Consider the following 17634-nt stretch of genomic DNA (forward strand, 5'->3'; position numbering starts at 1 on the left):
TTATAACTTTAAATAATATCATCATTAATGTTTACTAAGTCCTAATAGAATCTAATCCAAATATAAAACCGTATTAAATGGTACAAATTTTATTATAGATGAATATGATAGTTTTGAAAGGAGATGTTTAAAGAATGGGTTTAGAAATAAACGAGTGTTATAGGGATTTTCAAGCTTTCCAAGTTTTACAAGACAAATGTAAAAAATATTTATACTATCATGTTACTTTAACAATGACAGACGGAGATACATTAGATGGAATTATTGAAAATGTAGATGGAGATTATGTTGATATATTGGTTGGCGAAGATGTAATGGAGAAAGAAAATGAAAATGATGTACAAAGGCAATATCATGGTTATAAACGACCTAGAAGATTTAGACGTTTTAGAAGACGATCACTTCCAATTTCTAATTTAGCAGCATTATCATTATTAGCTTATCCATATATTGCTCAACCACCATATCCATATTATCCATATTATCAATATTAATTATAAGAACAATAAATGTATAATGTTAAGTTAAAAAACATAAGATTTAGTATAATTGGTTAATGAAATTAAAAAATAAAATATTAAAACTAATTAGAACCCTAGAGATAGGGTTCTTCTATATAATAAAAGAATTTATAGTACTTATAAGTTTTATTATATCGGATAAAGATAATACTATATGTATTATAGATTTAATTCTCTGAATAAATTACCATAAATAAAAATTTCAAAAAAGTAAATGATAAGTAGTATGGTTCTAAAACTAATAAAAATAATTTACAATAGGAGGGAAATAAATTGAAAAATAGATTTAAATATTTTTTAATGCTTGTTGTAAATTTACTTCTTATTATTTCTATATTTAGAGGAAATATCAGTAATGCTTCAGTAGCATCTAATATAGCAACTATTAATGAACTTGATTCAAATAATAATATCAATGATTATAATGAAAAAGTAGTTTATTTAACTTTTGATGATGGTCCTAGTTGCAAAATAACAGATAAAATTCTGGATATACTAAAAGAAAATGAAGTAAAGGCAACTTTTTTTTTGATTGGAAGTCAAATTGAAGACAATGAGGATGTAGTAAAAAGAATTTATAATGAAGGACATAGTATAGGTCTTCATACTTATACGCATAAATTTAAGAAAGTCTATTCTAGTGAAGATAGATTTATACAAGAAATGGTTGATTGTCGTGATGAGATAAATAAAGTTATAGGGATTTCACCTAATATAATAAGATTTCCAGGTGGAAGTCATAAACATTTAAATGATAATTTTTTAAGAAAATTACATGACAATAAATTTAAAGTCTATGATTGGAATATAGATAATACGGATGGATTAAATCCTAAATTATCTACATATAAATTATATAAAAGAGCTATAAAGGGAAGTGATGATTTACCTAATATAATATTACTTATGCATTGTACTGATATGCAAAAAAATACTTGTATAGCTTTACCAGAAGTAATAAAATATTATAAATCACAAGGATATGAATTTAAAACTATTACAGAAGATACACCAGAAATGTATTTTAAAATAACTAAAAGAACTTTTAATCTTTTTTAATTTTAGAAATATATAATATACATAAAAAAATGCCGTAGTATTCATAGCGTATTTTACAAAAAGTACATTTAATGAATATGCGGTATTTTTTTTATAATATATTTTTAAAGAAAAATTATATATGAAACTTTAAGTTAATATTATCAATAATTTATAAATATATTATTAGTATATTTATAAATTAATGTTAGGGGGAATGTTCTTATGGGCGGAATGATGTATTTAGGACAAGTTTTTCTATTAATTCCTTTGATTTTAAGTGGATTAGGAATTTATGCACTTATTTTATTGATTAAAGCATTAAAGATTTATATTGATAAAAATTCTTAGAATATAAAAATAGCATTAATTGTATACATTAATGTTATTTTTAAGTATTTAAAATGATTTTTGCATATTTATGCTATACTTAACTTATAAATATAATTTATGTTAGGAGTGCTTGGGTTTTATGAAATATCCAATAGATGTGAAAAAATTTCAAGATACTATTTACAATATTGCAGGAGTTACTTCCGTTGAAAGTGGAGTTTGTGATTTGCAAGATGTAGATTCTGAATTATTATTAACTGTAGATTATGCACATTTACCAATTACAACTCTTTTGAGAACAAATGGTGGAAAGGAAAATGAACTTCTTGCTCAATTTAGATTTACAATTGAACGATCAAAAGAAGGGTTAGAAGCATTAGAATTTATATCTTGGTTTATTAGAGATTGTTCAAGAAATAAAGTAAAAATACAACTAACACCGTTTGCTTTAGTTCCACAAACACCTAATGGAAAACAACTTAGAAATACATTAAGATTTCATATTGATTTATTTGTAGATAATGTTTATGATTCTTTAGATCCAGTTTTAGAGGAAATAAGAGAACTTAATAAAGCATTAACTATGTTAATAAAATTATATAATATTAAAGTTAAATAATAAATTTAGATAAGGAATGAAACAATGGGAAAAAAGATAAAGATGAGATATCCTATATATCTTAAAGATTTTAAATGTATAGGGGGAGAATGTGAGGATACATGCTGTGTTGGCTGGGATGTAGATATTGATAAAATCACATTCAAACAATATTATAAAGTTCAAGATAAAGAAATGAAAAAGCTATTCCAAAAAAATGCTTATAATAATGAGTATTATTATAGTGAGGATGTAGACTATGGAAAAATGAAATTAAAGAAGGGAAAGGTATGTCCTTTTTTAGATGAAAATAAGTATTGTATAATTTATTCTAAGTTAGGAGAAGAGTATCTTTCAAATGTTTGTACATCTTTTCCTAGGATAACAAACAAAATTAATGGATATTATGAAATGTCTCTTGATGTAGCTTGTCCAGAAGCTGCTAGGATTCTTTTATTAAGGAAAGAGGGAATTGGATTTAAAGAGAGCGAAGAAACTTTAGGTAAACATATTTTATCAAGTTGTATTGATACTAATTATAAAGAATTCAGAGATTCACCAGTAAGATATTTAAAAGAAATTAGAGATTTTAGTATTAAGATAATAAAAAGTAGAGAGTTTGATTTAAGTGAAAGACTTTTTATATTAGGTGATTTTTTAGAAAAATTAGAAGAAAAATTTAGTTGTAATTATAAAGAAATAATTAAATTTATTAATGGATATAAAATCAGTTTAAGTGATAATTCATATAAAAAAGATGAAAAAAATTATACTTTTGAAGTATCTTTCTTTAAGAAAATGATTGATGATTTAAACGTATTTAAAGAGGTTGATAGTAATTTTTTTAAAGAATATACCAAAGAGATTATAGAAGGATTTAATATTAGTAAAGAAAATACTATAAGTACATATTCAGAAAGATATAAAAAAGGCTTTAATCTTTATTATAAAGAGTTTATAGAGAATAATAGTTATATTTTTGAGAATTATTTAGTTAATTTTATTTACAAAAATCTATTTCCTTTTTCAGAAACAGAATCAGTATTTGATGGGTATATTATGCTTCTAATTAGATATTCATTTATTAGATTTTATTTAATAGGAATATTCTTATTTAATAAGGAAACTTATTCTCCAGATAGTGTTGCAAGATTTATACAAGTTTTTTCTAAAACAATAGAACACCATAAAACATATTTAGTTGATGTATTGGAGTACGTAAAAGAAAATAACTTAGATAATATGGAATTTGGTAAGAAGATTTTATAAAAATAGTGTTGTATTTAAATTTTAAATAAAGACTAAAATATTAGTAATTAAAGTGAACCTTATATGATAGATAGTTTAAGTGTCTATTATATAAGGTTCATTTTAGCGCTCAGAAAACTATCTGTTCAATTGGATATCATGATTTTTAAGAGAGATTTTAAAATAAAGTTGATATTGTATGATAATGTAAAGTGATATTGAAATTTCTTTCAAAATACAGTAATTAGATTATCCATACAGTAAATGTATTTTAGATAGAATTATTAAAAATTATAAACTTGATATATGATATTAAGAGAGTTTATAAATAGCAATAAATAATAAATGCTTATGGAATATCCTTAAGCATTTATTGTTTTGGATTAAAATAAAATATTATTGTGAAATTATGGTAGATATAAAAGTGTTTTAATGATATATTTAAAAACAAGGAGGAGGAAGTTTTGAGAAAAAATAATGATTTGATTTTAGGAATAATATTAGTTATATATATATTAGCAATAAATTTATTAAGCTCTACTAAAATAGCTTTTAGCATTCCAATTGTATTTGTTGGACTAGCACTTATTGTATTCCATTGTACAAAAAAGAGATTAAGACAAATTAAAGTTTATAAAAAAATAGTTGAATTTTTCAAAGTAATGATATGTATCGGTTTAATAGGTTTTATTGGAATTGAAGCAATTATAATAGCATATCCTAAAAATAAAAAAGAAAATTCAGATTATATTTTGATATTAGGTGCTGGATTGACTAATGGAAAAACTCCAAATTTAATACTTCAAGGAAGATTAAATGCAGCTTTAAAATGTATTGACGAATATGATAATACGGGATATATAGTTGTATCAGGGGGAAAGGGAGATGATGAACATATATCAGAAGCTGTAGCTATGAGTACTTATTTAATTGATAAAGGTATTCCAAAAGAGAGAATAATAATTGAAGATCAATCTAGAAATACTAATGAAAATTTTAAATATTCTAAAGAAAAGATTGAAGAACATAGTGGTAAATTTTTAGATCAAGTTAGTGTTAAAATAGTAACAACAGATTTTCATGCCTTTAGAAGTAGTATTTTAGCAAAGAAAAATGGATATGAGAATTTTGGAAATTATTCAAGTAATACAGTGTGGCATCTGATTCCAGTAATGTATACGAGAGAAGCATTTGGCGTTGTTAAAAGCATATTATTTGATTAATAAATTAGTAATGGATAAATATTTTTATTGTTATATTAACACTATTAAATTAGAAAGGACTATATAAAAATAATTTTGATATTTTTATATAGTCCTTATACAGTATTATTCCATCATCTTTACTAATTTCTTATTTAAAGCTAATAATATTAATCCTATAATAATTGAAATCGCAGCTATTCCAGCAAAGATTTCTAAGTGGCCTAAAGTTTCAGTGTATGCAGCAACAATTCCTGCTATTTCATTAGCAACAAACTGACTACATAACCATACACCCATTAGGAATGAAGCAAGTTTAGCTGGTGCTAATGAACTTACCATAGAAAGTCCTACAGGTGATAAACAAAGTTCTCCCATAGTATGAAGATAATAAGCACCTACTAACCATAACATATTGGCTTTTACGGCAGTATCAGATACGTTTCCGCCTCTTTGCATAACGGCACATACCATTAATAAGAAACCAATACCTAACATAATCATACCTAGGGCCATTTTTGTAGGAATACTTAAGTCCCCTTTTTCTCTACATGCTAATTTAATCCATAATTTTGATACAGGTATTCCAAACAATACTATAAAAAATGGATTTAGTGATTGGAACCATGAAACTGGAACTTCCCATCCACCAATGCTTCTATTTATATACTCTTGAGTATAAACAGTAAGTGAACTTCCAGCTTGTTCAAAGCCTGTCCAGAAAACTATAACAAAAGCAGTTAATATACATATAACAATTGTTCTATTTTTTTCTTGTTTAGTTAAAGGTTTATTTTCAGACTTTTTATTTTTACTATTTTTATTTACACCTATTGCTGTTTTACCAATATCTCCAAGATATTTATCTGATAATGAGTTAAATAGTATTTGTCCTAAAACCATACCAATACCAGCGGCTAAGAAACCATATCTAAATCCATAATGCATAATTTCACCAGCCTGTTTTGTTGCCATTATATTTTCAGCTAAAGTACCACATATAAGAGGAGCTAAGAATGATCCAACATTTATTCCCATATAGAAAATAGTAAAAGCAGCATCTTTTCTTTTATCACCTTCAGGATATAAGTGTCCAACTAGTGTTGAAATATTTGGCTTAAAGAAACCATTACCAAGTATAAGTAAGGCTAGTCCTATATATAAAGTTGTCATACTTTGATTTGAAAATAATGTAAATTGACCCAAGGCTATTATTATTCCACCAATAGTAATAGCTTTTCTTTGACCTATATATCTATCAGAAATATATCCTCCAGCTATTGGAGTAAGATATACAAGTGCTGTAAATGAACCGTACATGTGTAATGCTGATGCTTTATCAACACCAAGACCACCCCTTATAAATTCTGTAGTTAAATACATTACAAGTAGGGCTCTCATACCATAATAACTAAATCTTTCCCACATTTCAGTAAAAAATAATAGATATAATCCTGGTGGGTGTTTTAGTTTGAATGTTTTGTTTTCTGAAACTTCATTCATCATCCCGTCGCTTGTCTGTTTAAGTTCCATAATTAACCTCTTCTTTCATTTGTTTTTTGTAACATTATAATTTTACCAATTAATTAGAGATTCGACAAGTGCAAAATTGAATTTTTATGAAAATAAAAATTGCATTTTTATGAAAATATAAATAATTTTTTTGGGTTTTATCATGAAGATTTATACATATATAAAATTTAATCAAGTGAAAAATAGATAATCAGATAAAAAAACACATATTTATTTTATAATTATTCATTTTATACCAATAGGCAATATGCAAGAATGAAATATTTTTCTTGCATTTTTTACTTTGGTTTAAATTTTATATAGATTTTAAAGTACATTTTTGGTAAGAGATGATCTAATAGGGAAAGAGAGGGATTTGTTAATATTACAAGAGTTACATAATGATTATTATTAAAGTATAATTATGTGAATTATACTATATATTTTGAATAAATAACCATATATAGTTTCAATATAATAAAAAAATGTTTAGAAAAATTATAAATTAATTAATTATTGAACTATATAATATTATTTATTTATAAAGAATTCACATTTTATATCTAATTAAAAATAGAAAATAGATCTATATATAGATAGTTATGGAATAAAACACTATGTTTATAAATAATCTATAATAAGAAACATTCTATAATATAAGTATTTTATAGATAAAAATAAACTATTTCACAAACCTTTATAAGTTAAGGTTAGAAATTTAGATTTAGAAACATCAAATAAAATAATATATCCAATAGATAAGCATACTGCTAGATTGTTTTTTTTGATGTGCCTTATATAGAATGTTATTTTAGGAGGTAAGATGTGTTATGGGATTTTTATATGAAACAACAAATTTTACTGGATGGGGAATTTGGTTTTTTGTTTTATTTGCTTTAATGGCATTTAATGAATTTGGACGTTCTACTAAATGGGGAGGAATTATACTTTTTTTGATTATTCCTATAATGTTAACTATTTTTGTTTGGCCAATCACTGCAGCACCAGGAAATGAATATGGTACAGGCAATTGGTTTAATTGGGTAAAAACTTATTCTGCAATTGCTGGGTGTCTTGGATTTATGGTTCTTAGATATAATCCATCACTTACTAAAAAAAAGTGGCTATTGTATTTTCCACCTTTTATTTTAGCACTTAATATATTTGAAGCATCTATTCGCGATTTTCAATGCTTCACATATGGTGCATGGAATGGAGAATATATAAATAATCTTTGGGTAATGTCAGGGCCTTGGAATATTATGAATGGTGTAGCTGGACTACTTAATATTATCACTATCTGTGGATGGTGTGGTATTTTTGTTTCTAAAGATAAAACAAAAGATATGATATGGCCTGATATGATATGGCCTTGGATTATAGCTTATGATCTATGGAATTTTGCTTATACATACAATTGTATAGCAGATCATTCATTTTACTGTGGATTAGCATTATTATTTTCATGTACTATACCTGCTTTCTTTATCAAAAAGGGGGCATGGTTACAACATCGTGCACAAACTCTTGCTTTGTGGATTATGTTTGTTATGACAGTACCATCATTTGCAGATAGAATAGCACCAGTGCCTACTACTCATAATTCAATAGCATTTTTTATTGTAAGTTTTTTATCATTAAGTGCAAATATTATATTAGCAGTTTATCAGTTTAATAAGATTCATAAAAATAAACTTAATCTATTAAAAGATGAAATATTTGTAGAAACAACAGCTTATAAGAAAGTCATTAAAGAAAATAAATAATTTCCTATTTTTTATTATTAGTTTCACATCTGTTTTATTTTTAATTAGTTTATTGTACAAAAAAAGAACCTATAAGAATAGCCTTTTTTAAAGTGTCTATTTTATAGGTTCCATTTTATAAAAGTATTATTGGTTTATTTTATGATGTGAAAAATAATATTTTAAAAGTGAGAATTTTTTTTGTAATTTTGGTAAAAATAACTCCATTGAGTAATTATGATTAAGGAATATTTAATTTGAGAAGGGAGTTTTTTACTTGAGGAAAAATAATTCTTATGGATTAAGAAGAAATGTTTTAAGAGAACTTAATCAAGGATTTTCTTGTATTCATGAAAATTTTAAGTACTTTAGGAAACTGACTAAGGAAAATACTAAAGTAATAGGAGCTGCCGAATGGCTTCTTGATAATATATATTTAATTGAAAAAGAATATAAGGCAATTAAGAAGGAAATGCCTATTGATTATTTTAATTCCCTACCTTCTATTGAGAAGTTTAATAATTATCACTATAAAATAACTACTTCATTTAAAAATAAAAACTTTGATGAGGAAGAAGATTTTGAAATAAAAAATTACGATAAAATTGAAAATGATCTTCCACGTATTTTTGTAGTTGCAAAGAATTATGTGAATTTAGAGGGGGAGGTTGATGGTGAAGGTTTTATTGAATATATTAATAAAATTCAAGAAGAAAATTTAGGAGTAAATTTAAGTAGTAATAATATAAGTGAAAAATTATTTAGTAAAGTAGATAGTAATAAGATTAATAAAGATATGGCGTTTACTATGGGAGAACTTTGGGCTTTTCCACTTATGCTTAAGACAGCAATAATAATAAATTTATCACAATATACTAATGAACTTGTTGATGTTCAAAAACAAATATTACAGGGGAAATTTATTGCTGAGGGGATTGTAGATGCTATAAGTAACGATAAACTTGATGAGGAACTTGAAAGTATTAATAATAAATATCAAGAATTTAGTCCGTTATCTTTAATAGAATTTTTTAAGGTTTTAAGAGATAATTCTATAGAAAATAGTTCTATTGATGATTTTGTAAAAGTTAAATGGAAAATAGATCAAGAAATTGATAATTACATTATAAAGAGTAACTTAAGAGAGAAGTTTTTAGAAAGACATATTGGAGAATATGTAACTTCAATAAGAAAAATTGAAGGTATAAGCTGGAGAGCTTTTTTTGAACGTACATCATTAGTAGATAGAATTTTAAGAGAAGATCCAGAAAAGGTTTATCAAAGTATGGATTTTGAATCTAAAGATTATTATAGACATAAACTTGAAAATATAGCCAAAATAATTGATAGAAATGAAATTAATATAGCATATAATATATTAGAACTTGCGATAAAAAATAAAAAAGAAAATAAAGAAGCTTATAAATGCCATGTTGGATACTATTTAATTGATAATGGAATGAGTGAACTTAATGGATATCATCATAATATAAATCATGTAATTTCAGAAGGGACCTATTTAGCAATAAATATTTTAGGAACATTTACTATAAGTGTACTTTTTTTATTTATATGTAGTTTAGGAGGAGTAAAATATACTAAAGTAGAGTATATAATTTCATTTTTACTAATTTTAATTCCTATAAATGAAATTATAATTGGACTTACAAATTGGATTGTTACTAAAACAGTAGATATTAGATTAGTGCCAAAAATAGATTTTAGTGAAGGGCTTCCAGATGAATGTAAGACGATAGTTGTTATTCCTGCAATTGTAAATTGCAAAGAAAAGGTTAAATCCCTTATGGAAAAATTAGAAATAGCATATTGTGGGAATAAAGATAAGAATCTTTATTTTGCATTACTTAGTGATTTTGAGGATTCGGATTCTGAAGTAAGAGAAAAGGATAAAGAAATAATTAAATGCGGACTTGAATGTGCAAGAAAATTAAATAATAAGTATTCTAAAGATATCTACCAAAATGGAAATAATGAAGCGAAATTTTACTTTTTTAGTAGAAAAAGACTTTATAATAAAAAGCAAAATGTTTTCATGGGAAAAGAGAGAAAACGTGGAAAACTCATGGAATTTATAGCACTTATTAGGGGGAAAACAGAACATACTTATGATGTTTTAAGTTCAGATATAACTCCTATTAAGGATGTTAAGTATTTAATTACTCTAGATGAAGATACATTTATGCCAAGAGAAAGTAGCTTTAAACTTATAGGTGCGATGAGTCATGTACTTAATATACCTTATGTTAAGGATAATAAAGTTACACGAGGATATGGCATTATGCAACCCAAGGTTAGCATAAGTTTAGAAGCACAAAACCAATCATATTTCTCCAAAATTTTTGGTGGAGAAGGAGGAGTAGATGGATATTCAGTAGCTTATTCAGATACATATCAAGATTTATTTGGTCAAGGATCTTTTACAGGTAAGGGAATAATTAATATAGATGAATTTTATAATACCTTACATCCATCAATAAAAGATAATAGAGTTTTGAGCCATGATCTTTTAGAAGGAGCAATTGCAAGATGTGCTTTAATTAGCCAAGTAGAATTTATAGATGGATATCCTGCTTTTTATGAAAGTAGTTGTAGAAGATTACATAGATGGGTTAGAGGGGATTGGCAACTTATAGGTTGGTTATTTTCCAATAAGATAAGTTCTCTTAATAAATGGAAAATATTTGATAATTTAAGGAGAAGTCTTTTAGCACCTAATCTATTGATTGCATTAATTCTTTCTTTAACTGTTTTACGTGGGAGAACTCAAATTGCATTAGTTTGCTTTTTAGCAGTTATGAATTCATTGGTATTTACAGTTACAGATTTTGTTGTTACGCCTAAAAATAGGCTTATGGGTACATTTAAAAGTTTTCAGCAAATACTTTTAATATTTAGCTTTATTCCTTATCAAGCATTTTTAATGATAGATGCAATAATAAGAACATTGTTTAGATTATGTATCTCTAAAAGAAATCTTTTAGAGTGGCAATCTTTTGATTCAGTAGAAAAAAAATATAGTAATAATAGCTTAAAGGCATATTTAAAAAGAATGTGGATTGCTCCAATAGTGGGATTATTAGTACTATATTTATCAATTTATAATTCTATTGGAGTTATTGTGTACAGTGCAGTGGTAGGTGGACTTTGGATAATTAGTCCATATTTAGCTTATTGTATAAGCAAGATTAATTCTAAAGATAAAATTAATTTAGATGATGAAGAAAATGTTTATCTAAGGAAAATATCAAGAAGAATATATGCTTATTATGAAGATTTTGTTAATGAAGAAAATAATTATTTAGCTCCAGATAATTATCAAGAAAAACCTTTTAAAGGAATTGCTCACAGAACATCTCCGACCAATATAGGTATGGGGCTTGTTTCAAATGTGGTTGCTTATGATTTGGGCTATATAACTATGATGGAATTTGTTGATAAAACAGAAATGATATTAAGAAGCATGAAATCTTTACAGATGTTTCATGGTCATTATTTAAATTGGTATGATACCAAAACTAAAGCTCCTCTATGGCCTAGATATGTATCAACTGTTGATAGTGGAAATCTTTTAGGAGATTTATGGGTTTTAAAGCAAACTATGGAGGAACTAAAAGAGAAAGAAATCATAAGAATAAATGAAATTTTATCATTAAGAGATATTTATTCTTTAATTGAAAAAGAGAAACCTTCGATTGAGATTATGTTCAATTCAGATATTAATCATGGTAAATATAAAGAAGTTTTAAATAAAATATTAGATGAAATTAAAAATTTTAAAGAATTTAAAGAAAAAAACACTGATAATAAAAGTGAAACTTACTTACAGAAAGAAATGAATCAAGAGGATGAATATTGGATAAATAAGTTCTTTGAAGAGGTTAATAATAAGCTGAGTTGTTATAATTATATTTTTGATGGATTAGAAAAATTATATAGTAAAGAATTTTTTGAAGGGGTTCCTAGTATTAAAGAATTAATAGATAAATGTGAAGAATATAGAAATGAATTTGGTGATGATTTTAACAATACATTAGTACAAAAGATTGATAAGTTGAAAATTTATAGTAGAAAAATAGATACTATAATTAAAGATATTAATGCGATTTCGGAAAATATGGACTTTAAATTTCTTTATGATAAAACTAGACAGTTATTTTTTATTGGCTATAACTTAGAAGAGGATTTACTTGGAAATTCTTATTATGATTTATTAGCATCAGAGTCTAGAATAGCATCATTTATTGCTGTAGCTAAGAATGATGTACCTACATCTCATTGGTTTAAATTAGGTAGATCTATGACAAATGCTTTTCACACTCATGCTCTTGTATCATGGAGCGGAACAATGTTTGAGTATTTTATGCCAGCTTTAATAATGAGAAATTATCCTAAAACTTTGTTAAATCAAACATATAAATCAGTAATAAAGGCTCAAAAAAGTTTTGCTAAGCAAAAGAAGACACCTTGGGGAATATCAGAATGTGCATTTTATAAATTTGATGTGAATGAAAATTATCAATATAAAGCCTTTGGAATTCCAGGTATTGGTCTAAAAAGAGGACTTGAGGATGAAATTGTTATATCTCCTTACTCAACATTGATGACATTATCATTTACTAAAAAAAGTGGGATTAAAAATCTTAAAAAATTAGAGAAAATAGGCTGTATTGGAAGATATGGTTTTATTGAGGCAGTAGATTATACCAAGGCAAGAGAAGATAAATATGTTATAAAAAATACAATACATAATAATCAAAATGTTTTAATAGAAAGTGATGTAGAAAATTTAGATAATGAACATGTAGATGATAGCATATATAGTGATGGAATAAAACCAAATAAAGTTATGACATACATGGTGCATCATTTGGGAATGTCTTTAATGGCTCTTGATAATGTACTTCTTAACAATATTTTAGTTAATAGATTTCATAGCTTACCAGAAGTTAAGGCAACTGAGCTTATATTAAAAGAAAAGATACCTACTAATATAACTTTTGAAAGAGATGAAGATTTTTCTGTAAGGAATATGTATTTTGAGGGAGAAAACTTAATTCCAAGGAACTTTAGAAATGCAAACCAAGACAATCCTGAAGTGTTATTGTTATCTAATGGTGAATATTCATCAATGTTAACTGTATCTGGAAGTGGTTATTCTAAGAAGAATGATATGATGCTTTATAGATGGAAAGGCAGTTCTACAAGTGATGATAGTGGTATGTTCTTTTATATAAAGAATTTAAATTCTAATGATTATTGGAGTTCAACATTTGAACCTTGTAAGGATTATGGAGAGAATTATGTTACTGAATTTAATTTAGATAAAGCTAAGTTTAATAGAAAAGATGGTAATATTGAAACTCAAATGGAAGTAGTTGTTTCTCCAGATCAGAATTTTGAAGTTAGAAAAATCACTTTAAATAATTTGAGTGATAATAGCAGGAGTATTGAAATAACAAGTTACATGGAGGTAACATTAACTAGCTTTAGTGCTGATGCAGTACATCCAGCATTTTCTAATTTATTTGTTCAAACAGAATATGATGATAAGGAAAATGTACTTATAGGTAGCAGAAGAGGAAGAGTTAAAGGAGCAAAGGTACCTTATATATTCCATAAAGTTATAGTGAATGGAGAACTAGAAGGAAGTATAAGTTATGAAACTTCTAGAATTAATTTTATAGGACGAAACAGAGATCTTAAATCTCCTTTGGCTATGGATAATGATAAAGCATTAAATAATACTGTTGGAACAGTTTTAGATCCAATAATGAGTATTAGAGCTAGGGTAAGATTGGATGGAAATTCAAAAAAAGAACTTTATTTCATAACAGGAACAACAGAATCTAGGGAAATGGCTGTTAGTATATGTAAACAAAATAGAGATGTAGTTAATTTAGAGAACGTTTTTGAAAGTTATAGTATAAGAACACAACTTGAACTTAAGAGTTTAGGTATAAGAAGCGCTCAAGCTAATATGTTCCAAACTTTAGCTTCATATGTATTCTTTTTGCATAGTGGAAGAAAAGATAGAGAGAAATATATAAAGAATATTTCAAAATACCAAAAAGACTTATGGTCTTATGGAATTTCAGGGGATCTGCCTATTATATTTTTAACTATTGAAGATAATAAGGATATAAATTTAGTAAATAATATCTTGAATTTACATTATTATCTTAAACTTAAAGGGGTAAAATTAGATTTAATAATATATAATAATGAAGAAATTTCATATGATGAACCACTTCAAAAAGAGATAATGCAATTAATACATATATCAAAGGAACGTAATTCTTTAAATACATCTGGAGGAATTTTTGTTCATAACAAATCCACTATGGATTCAGCGGTTAAAGATTTTATAATAGGAATTGCTCGGTTATATGTTGATTCAAAGAAAGGTTCAATGTTAGAACAAATTGCGAAAAGTGAAGAATTTAAATTAAATAATAGTAATGAATTTTCAAGATATAAAGAATCAGTTGACGAAGAAAGTTATAAACGTAATCACACTAATATAGTTAATGATTATAATACTGAAGAAATTGATATGATTCAAAAGAAAAAAGATTCAAAAGAAAAGAGTAATAAAAAGAAAAAATCTAAGAAACTAGAAAAAGAAGCTAAGTCTTTAAATATTAACTATAAGTTAGAAATTGGGGATGAATTAATTCAAAATTTAGATGATAATATAGTAGATTATAAACAATATGATCATGACGAAGATTTTTTAGAAGAAGAGGACTTAATTCGTGGATCAGAATATAAAGGATTAAAAAATAATGTATCTAATAAAGAATATTCAAATACAGAAAGATTTGATGAATATTCAAATATGGAAGATTTGGATTTCTTTAATGGATATGGTGGCTTTAGTAAGATTGATAATAGTTATTTAATAAAATTATCTAGTTTTAAAAATACTCCAGCGCCTTGGATTAATGTTATTTCTAATGATGATTTTGGATTCCATATATCTGAAAGTGGATCATCTTATACATGGTGTGGAAATTCTAGAGAAAATAAAATAACTCCTTGGAGTAATGATTATATTAAAGATCCTATAGGAGAAGCACTTTATATTAGAGATGATGATTCTTATAGTTATTTTTCTATAACCCCAAAACCAGTTAGAGATAAAGGTGATTATTTTATAAAACATGGATTTGGATATTCTGAATTTACTCATACTGCTTATGATTTAAAAGGAAAACTAGAAATATTTGCGCCTAAAAATGAAAAGGTGAAAATTCAAAAAGTAACCTTAGAAAATTTAAGTGAAGATGATAGAGAAGTTTCTTTATTCTATTATGCAAAACTTGTGATGGGTGTATATGAATATGATAGTTCTAGATATGTTTCAACATATATTCATGGTGACATTGAAAAAAGTAATGGATTAAATGTAAATAAGGAAGATAATGTCTCTGATAGTGCTAGATATCTATACAATAGTGGATTTATTAGAGGTTGTAATCCTTATAGTGAATACTTCGGGAAATATAATTCATATTTAACTATTTTAGGGGGAGAAAGTTTAAGTTTTACTGGAGATAATAAAGAGTTTATAGGAATTAATGGAGAAGTTTCATCGCCAAAAGCATTAGATTATGAAATTCTATCAAACAGATGTGGAGGGATTTATGATCCTTGCTTAGCTGCTACTACAAAGATTCAACTTAAAAAAGGAGAAAAGAAAGAACTTTTAATTTTATTTGGTGAGGAAGAAAAAGAAAATATAGAAAAAGTTATTGAAAAATATAAGATTAAAGGAAATGCAGAAAAAGAATTAGATAATGTTAAAAAATATTGGAAAAATTTCCTAGGAAATATACAAGTTAATACACCAGATAAATCATTCAATTATCTTGTAAATGGATGGCTTCTATATCAAACTTTAAGCTGTAGATATTTAAGTAGAAGTGCATTTTATCAAAGTGGTGGAGCATATGGTTTTAGAGATCAACTTCAGGATTCAATGGCACTTGGAGTTGTTAATCCAGAAATACCAAAAGCTCAAATATTACGTAGTGCTTCAAGACAATATGTAGAAGGGGATGTACAACATTGGTGGCATCCGGTTGTAAATTCTGGTATAAGAACTAGATTTAGTGATGATTTATTATGGCTTCCTTATGTTACTGCTGAATACATTAATTCAACTGGAGATTATGGAATTTTACAAGAAACTGCACCGTATCTTGAAGATGAGCCTTTAAGAGAAGGGGAAGATGAGAGATACACAATAGTAAACCAATCTTCAAAAGAAGGAACAGTATATGAACATTGTTTAAAAGCTATAGAAAAAGCTTTAAAGTTTGGAATACATAACATTCCGTTAATGGGTAGTGGAGATTGGAATGATGGTATGAGTACTGTTGGTAATCAAGGAAAAGGTGAAAGTGTATGGCTTGGTTGGTTTTTATATTCAATTTTAGAAAACTTTATTAAGATTGCAGACTTTAAAGGAGATGAAAAAACTAAATCTCATTATGAGGAGAGAAAAAAATTTATAAAAGAGAACTTAGAGAAAAATGCCTGGGATGGAGGCTGGTATAGAAGAGCATATTTTGATGATGGTACACCACTTGGAAGTCGTGAAAATCCTGAATGTCAAATTGATTCTTTAGCACAAAGTTGGTCTATAATTTCAGGAGCTACAGAAATTAAGGCTGAAAATGACTTAAAAACATATAATGAAAGAGCTTTTGAAGCAATGGAGGCAGTTGATAAAAATCTAGTAAAACAAGATAAGGGATTAATACTTTTATTAGCACCACCATTTAGTAATTCACATCTTGAACCAGGGTATATAAAAGGGTATGTACCAGGAGTAAGAGAAAACGGAGGACAATATACTCACGCAGCTGTTTGGGTAATCTTAGCATTGACTAAGCTTGGGCTAGGAGATAAGGCTTTAAAATATTATAATATGATAAATCCAATTAATCATACAAAGACAGAACTTGAATGTATGACATACAAGTTAGAACCTTATGTAATGGCAGCCGATGTGTACATAAAAGAACCACATGGAGGAAGAGGTGGTTGGAGTTGGTATACAGGAGCTTCAGGTTGGATGTATAGAGTAGGTATTGAAGATATTCTAGGATTAAAAAGGGTTCAAGACAAGGGATATGTAGTAAATCCTTGTATACCAAAGTCATGGAATGAATTTGAGATAAAAATTCAAAATGATAAAGAAGATTATACTATAAAAGTAATAAGAGGTGAAAATATAGATAAAGGAAAAAACTCAAATGTTGAAGTTAAGTCAGATTTTAAAAATAGTAAATCTCATATAACTATAAATGGAGAAAAAATTAATGGAAATATAATTCCAAGAAATTTAGGTAAGATAGATGTAAAAGTATACATATAATCTGAAAAGACTTTAAAATATATAAGTTTAA

General features: G+C 26.3%; 9 protein-coding genes. 8 read left to right on the forward strand and 1 reads right to left on the reverse strand.

Annotation, left to right across the window (positions count from 1 at the left end):
- The first annotated feature begins 134 nt into the window (after positions 1-134).
- From KYD98_RS11250 to KYD98_RS11270, 6 genes are all read left to right on the forward strand, one after another.
- Positions 135-494 (forward strand): hypothetical protein, encoded by a 360-nt coding sequence (locus KYD98_RS11250; RefSeq protein ID WP_219780135.1) that lies wholly within the window; start codon positions 135-137, stop codon positions 492-494.
- 300 nt (positions 495-794) lie between these two features.
- Entirely contained in the window at positions 795-1580 is a 786-nt protein-coding gene (locus KYD98_RS11255; protein ID WP_219780136.1) for a polysaccharide deacetylase family protein, read from the forward strand.
- A 204-nt stretch (positions 1581-1784) separates the two neighbouring features.
- Positions 1785-1910: a hypothetical protein gene (locus KYD98_RS18225; RefSeq protein WP_258049778.1), complete on the forward strand. Its 126-nt coding sequence runs from the start codon at positions 1785-1787 to the stop codon at positions 1908-1910.
- Positions 1911-2031: 121 nt separating this feature from the next.
- A complete protein-coding gene (locus KYD98_RS11260) occupies positions 2032-2511 on the forward strand; it encodes a hypothetical protein (protein ID WP_219780137.1) in 480 nt (159 codons plus the stop codon).
- Between the two features lie 24 nt (positions 2512-2535).
- A complete protein-coding gene (fliB, locus tag KYD98_RS11265) occupies positions 2536-3759 on the forward strand; it encodes a flagellin lysine-N-methylase (RefSeq protein WP_219780138.1) in 1224 nt (407 codons plus the stop codon).
- Between the two features lie 443 nt (positions 3760-4202).
- Positions 4203-4961: a YdcF family protein gene (locus tag KYD98_RS11270; protein ID WP_219780139.1), complete on the forward strand. Its 759-nt coding sequence runs from the start codon at positions 4203-4205 to the stop codon at positions 4959-4961.
- A 105-nt stretch (positions 4962-5066) separates the two neighbouring features.
- Here KYD98_RS11270 and KYD98_RS11275 read toward each other — a convergent pair whose 3' ends face one another.
- Entirely contained in the window at positions 5067-6473 is a 1407-nt protein-coding gene (locus KYD98_RS11275; RefSeq protein ID WP_219780140.1) for a peptide MFS transporter, read from the reverse strand.
- Positions 6474-7282: 809 nt separating this feature from the next.
- Here KYD98_RS11275 and KYD98_RS11280 point away from each other — a divergent pair.
- Positions 7283-8218: a DUF5692 family protein gene (locus KYD98_RS11280; protein ID WP_219780141.1), complete on the forward strand. Its 936-nt coding sequence runs from the start codon at positions 7283-7285 to the stop codon at positions 8216-8218.
- A 256-nt stretch (positions 8219-8474) separates the two neighbouring features.
- Complete coding sequence (locus tag KYD98_RS11285) at positions 8475-17603, forward strand: glycoside hydrolase family 94 protein (protein ID WP_219780142.1); 9129 nt, start codon at positions 8475-8477, stop codon at positions 17601-17603.
- Positions 17604-17634 lie beyond the last annotated feature (31 nt).

Origin of the sequence: Clostridium weizhouense, from assembly GCF_019431045.1 — a bacterium.
In the GTDB taxonomy this organism is placed as follows: domain Bacteria; phylum Bacillota; class Clostridia; order Clostridiales; family Clostridiaceae; genus Clostridium; species Clostridium weizhouense.

Bases quoted from the DNA above. Each gene is read 5' to 3' on its own strand.
- KYD98_RS11280 (WP_219780141.1), top strand. From the start codon at position 7,283: ATGGGATTTTTATATGAAACAACAAATTTTACTGGATGGGGAATTTGG.
- fliB (WP_219780138.1), top strand. From the start codon at position 2,536: ATGGGAAAAAAGATAAAGATGAGATATCCTATATATCTTAAAGATTTT.
- KYD98_RS11275 (WP_219780140.1), bottom strand. From the start codon at position 6,473: ATGGAACTTAAACAGACAAGCGACGGGATGATGAATGAAGTTTCAGAA.
- KYD98_RS18225 (WP_258049778.1), top strand. From the start codon at position 1,785: ATGGGCGGAATGATGTATTTAGGACAAGTTTTTCTATTAATTCCTTTG.
- KYD98_RS11260 (WP_219780137.1), top strand. From the start codon at position 2,032: ATGAAATATCCAATAGATGTGAAAAAATTTCAAGATACTATTTACAAT.
- KYD98_RS11250 (WP_219780135.1), top strand. From the start codon at position 135: ATGGGTTTAGAAATAAACGAGTGTTATAGGGATTTTCAAGCTTTCCAA.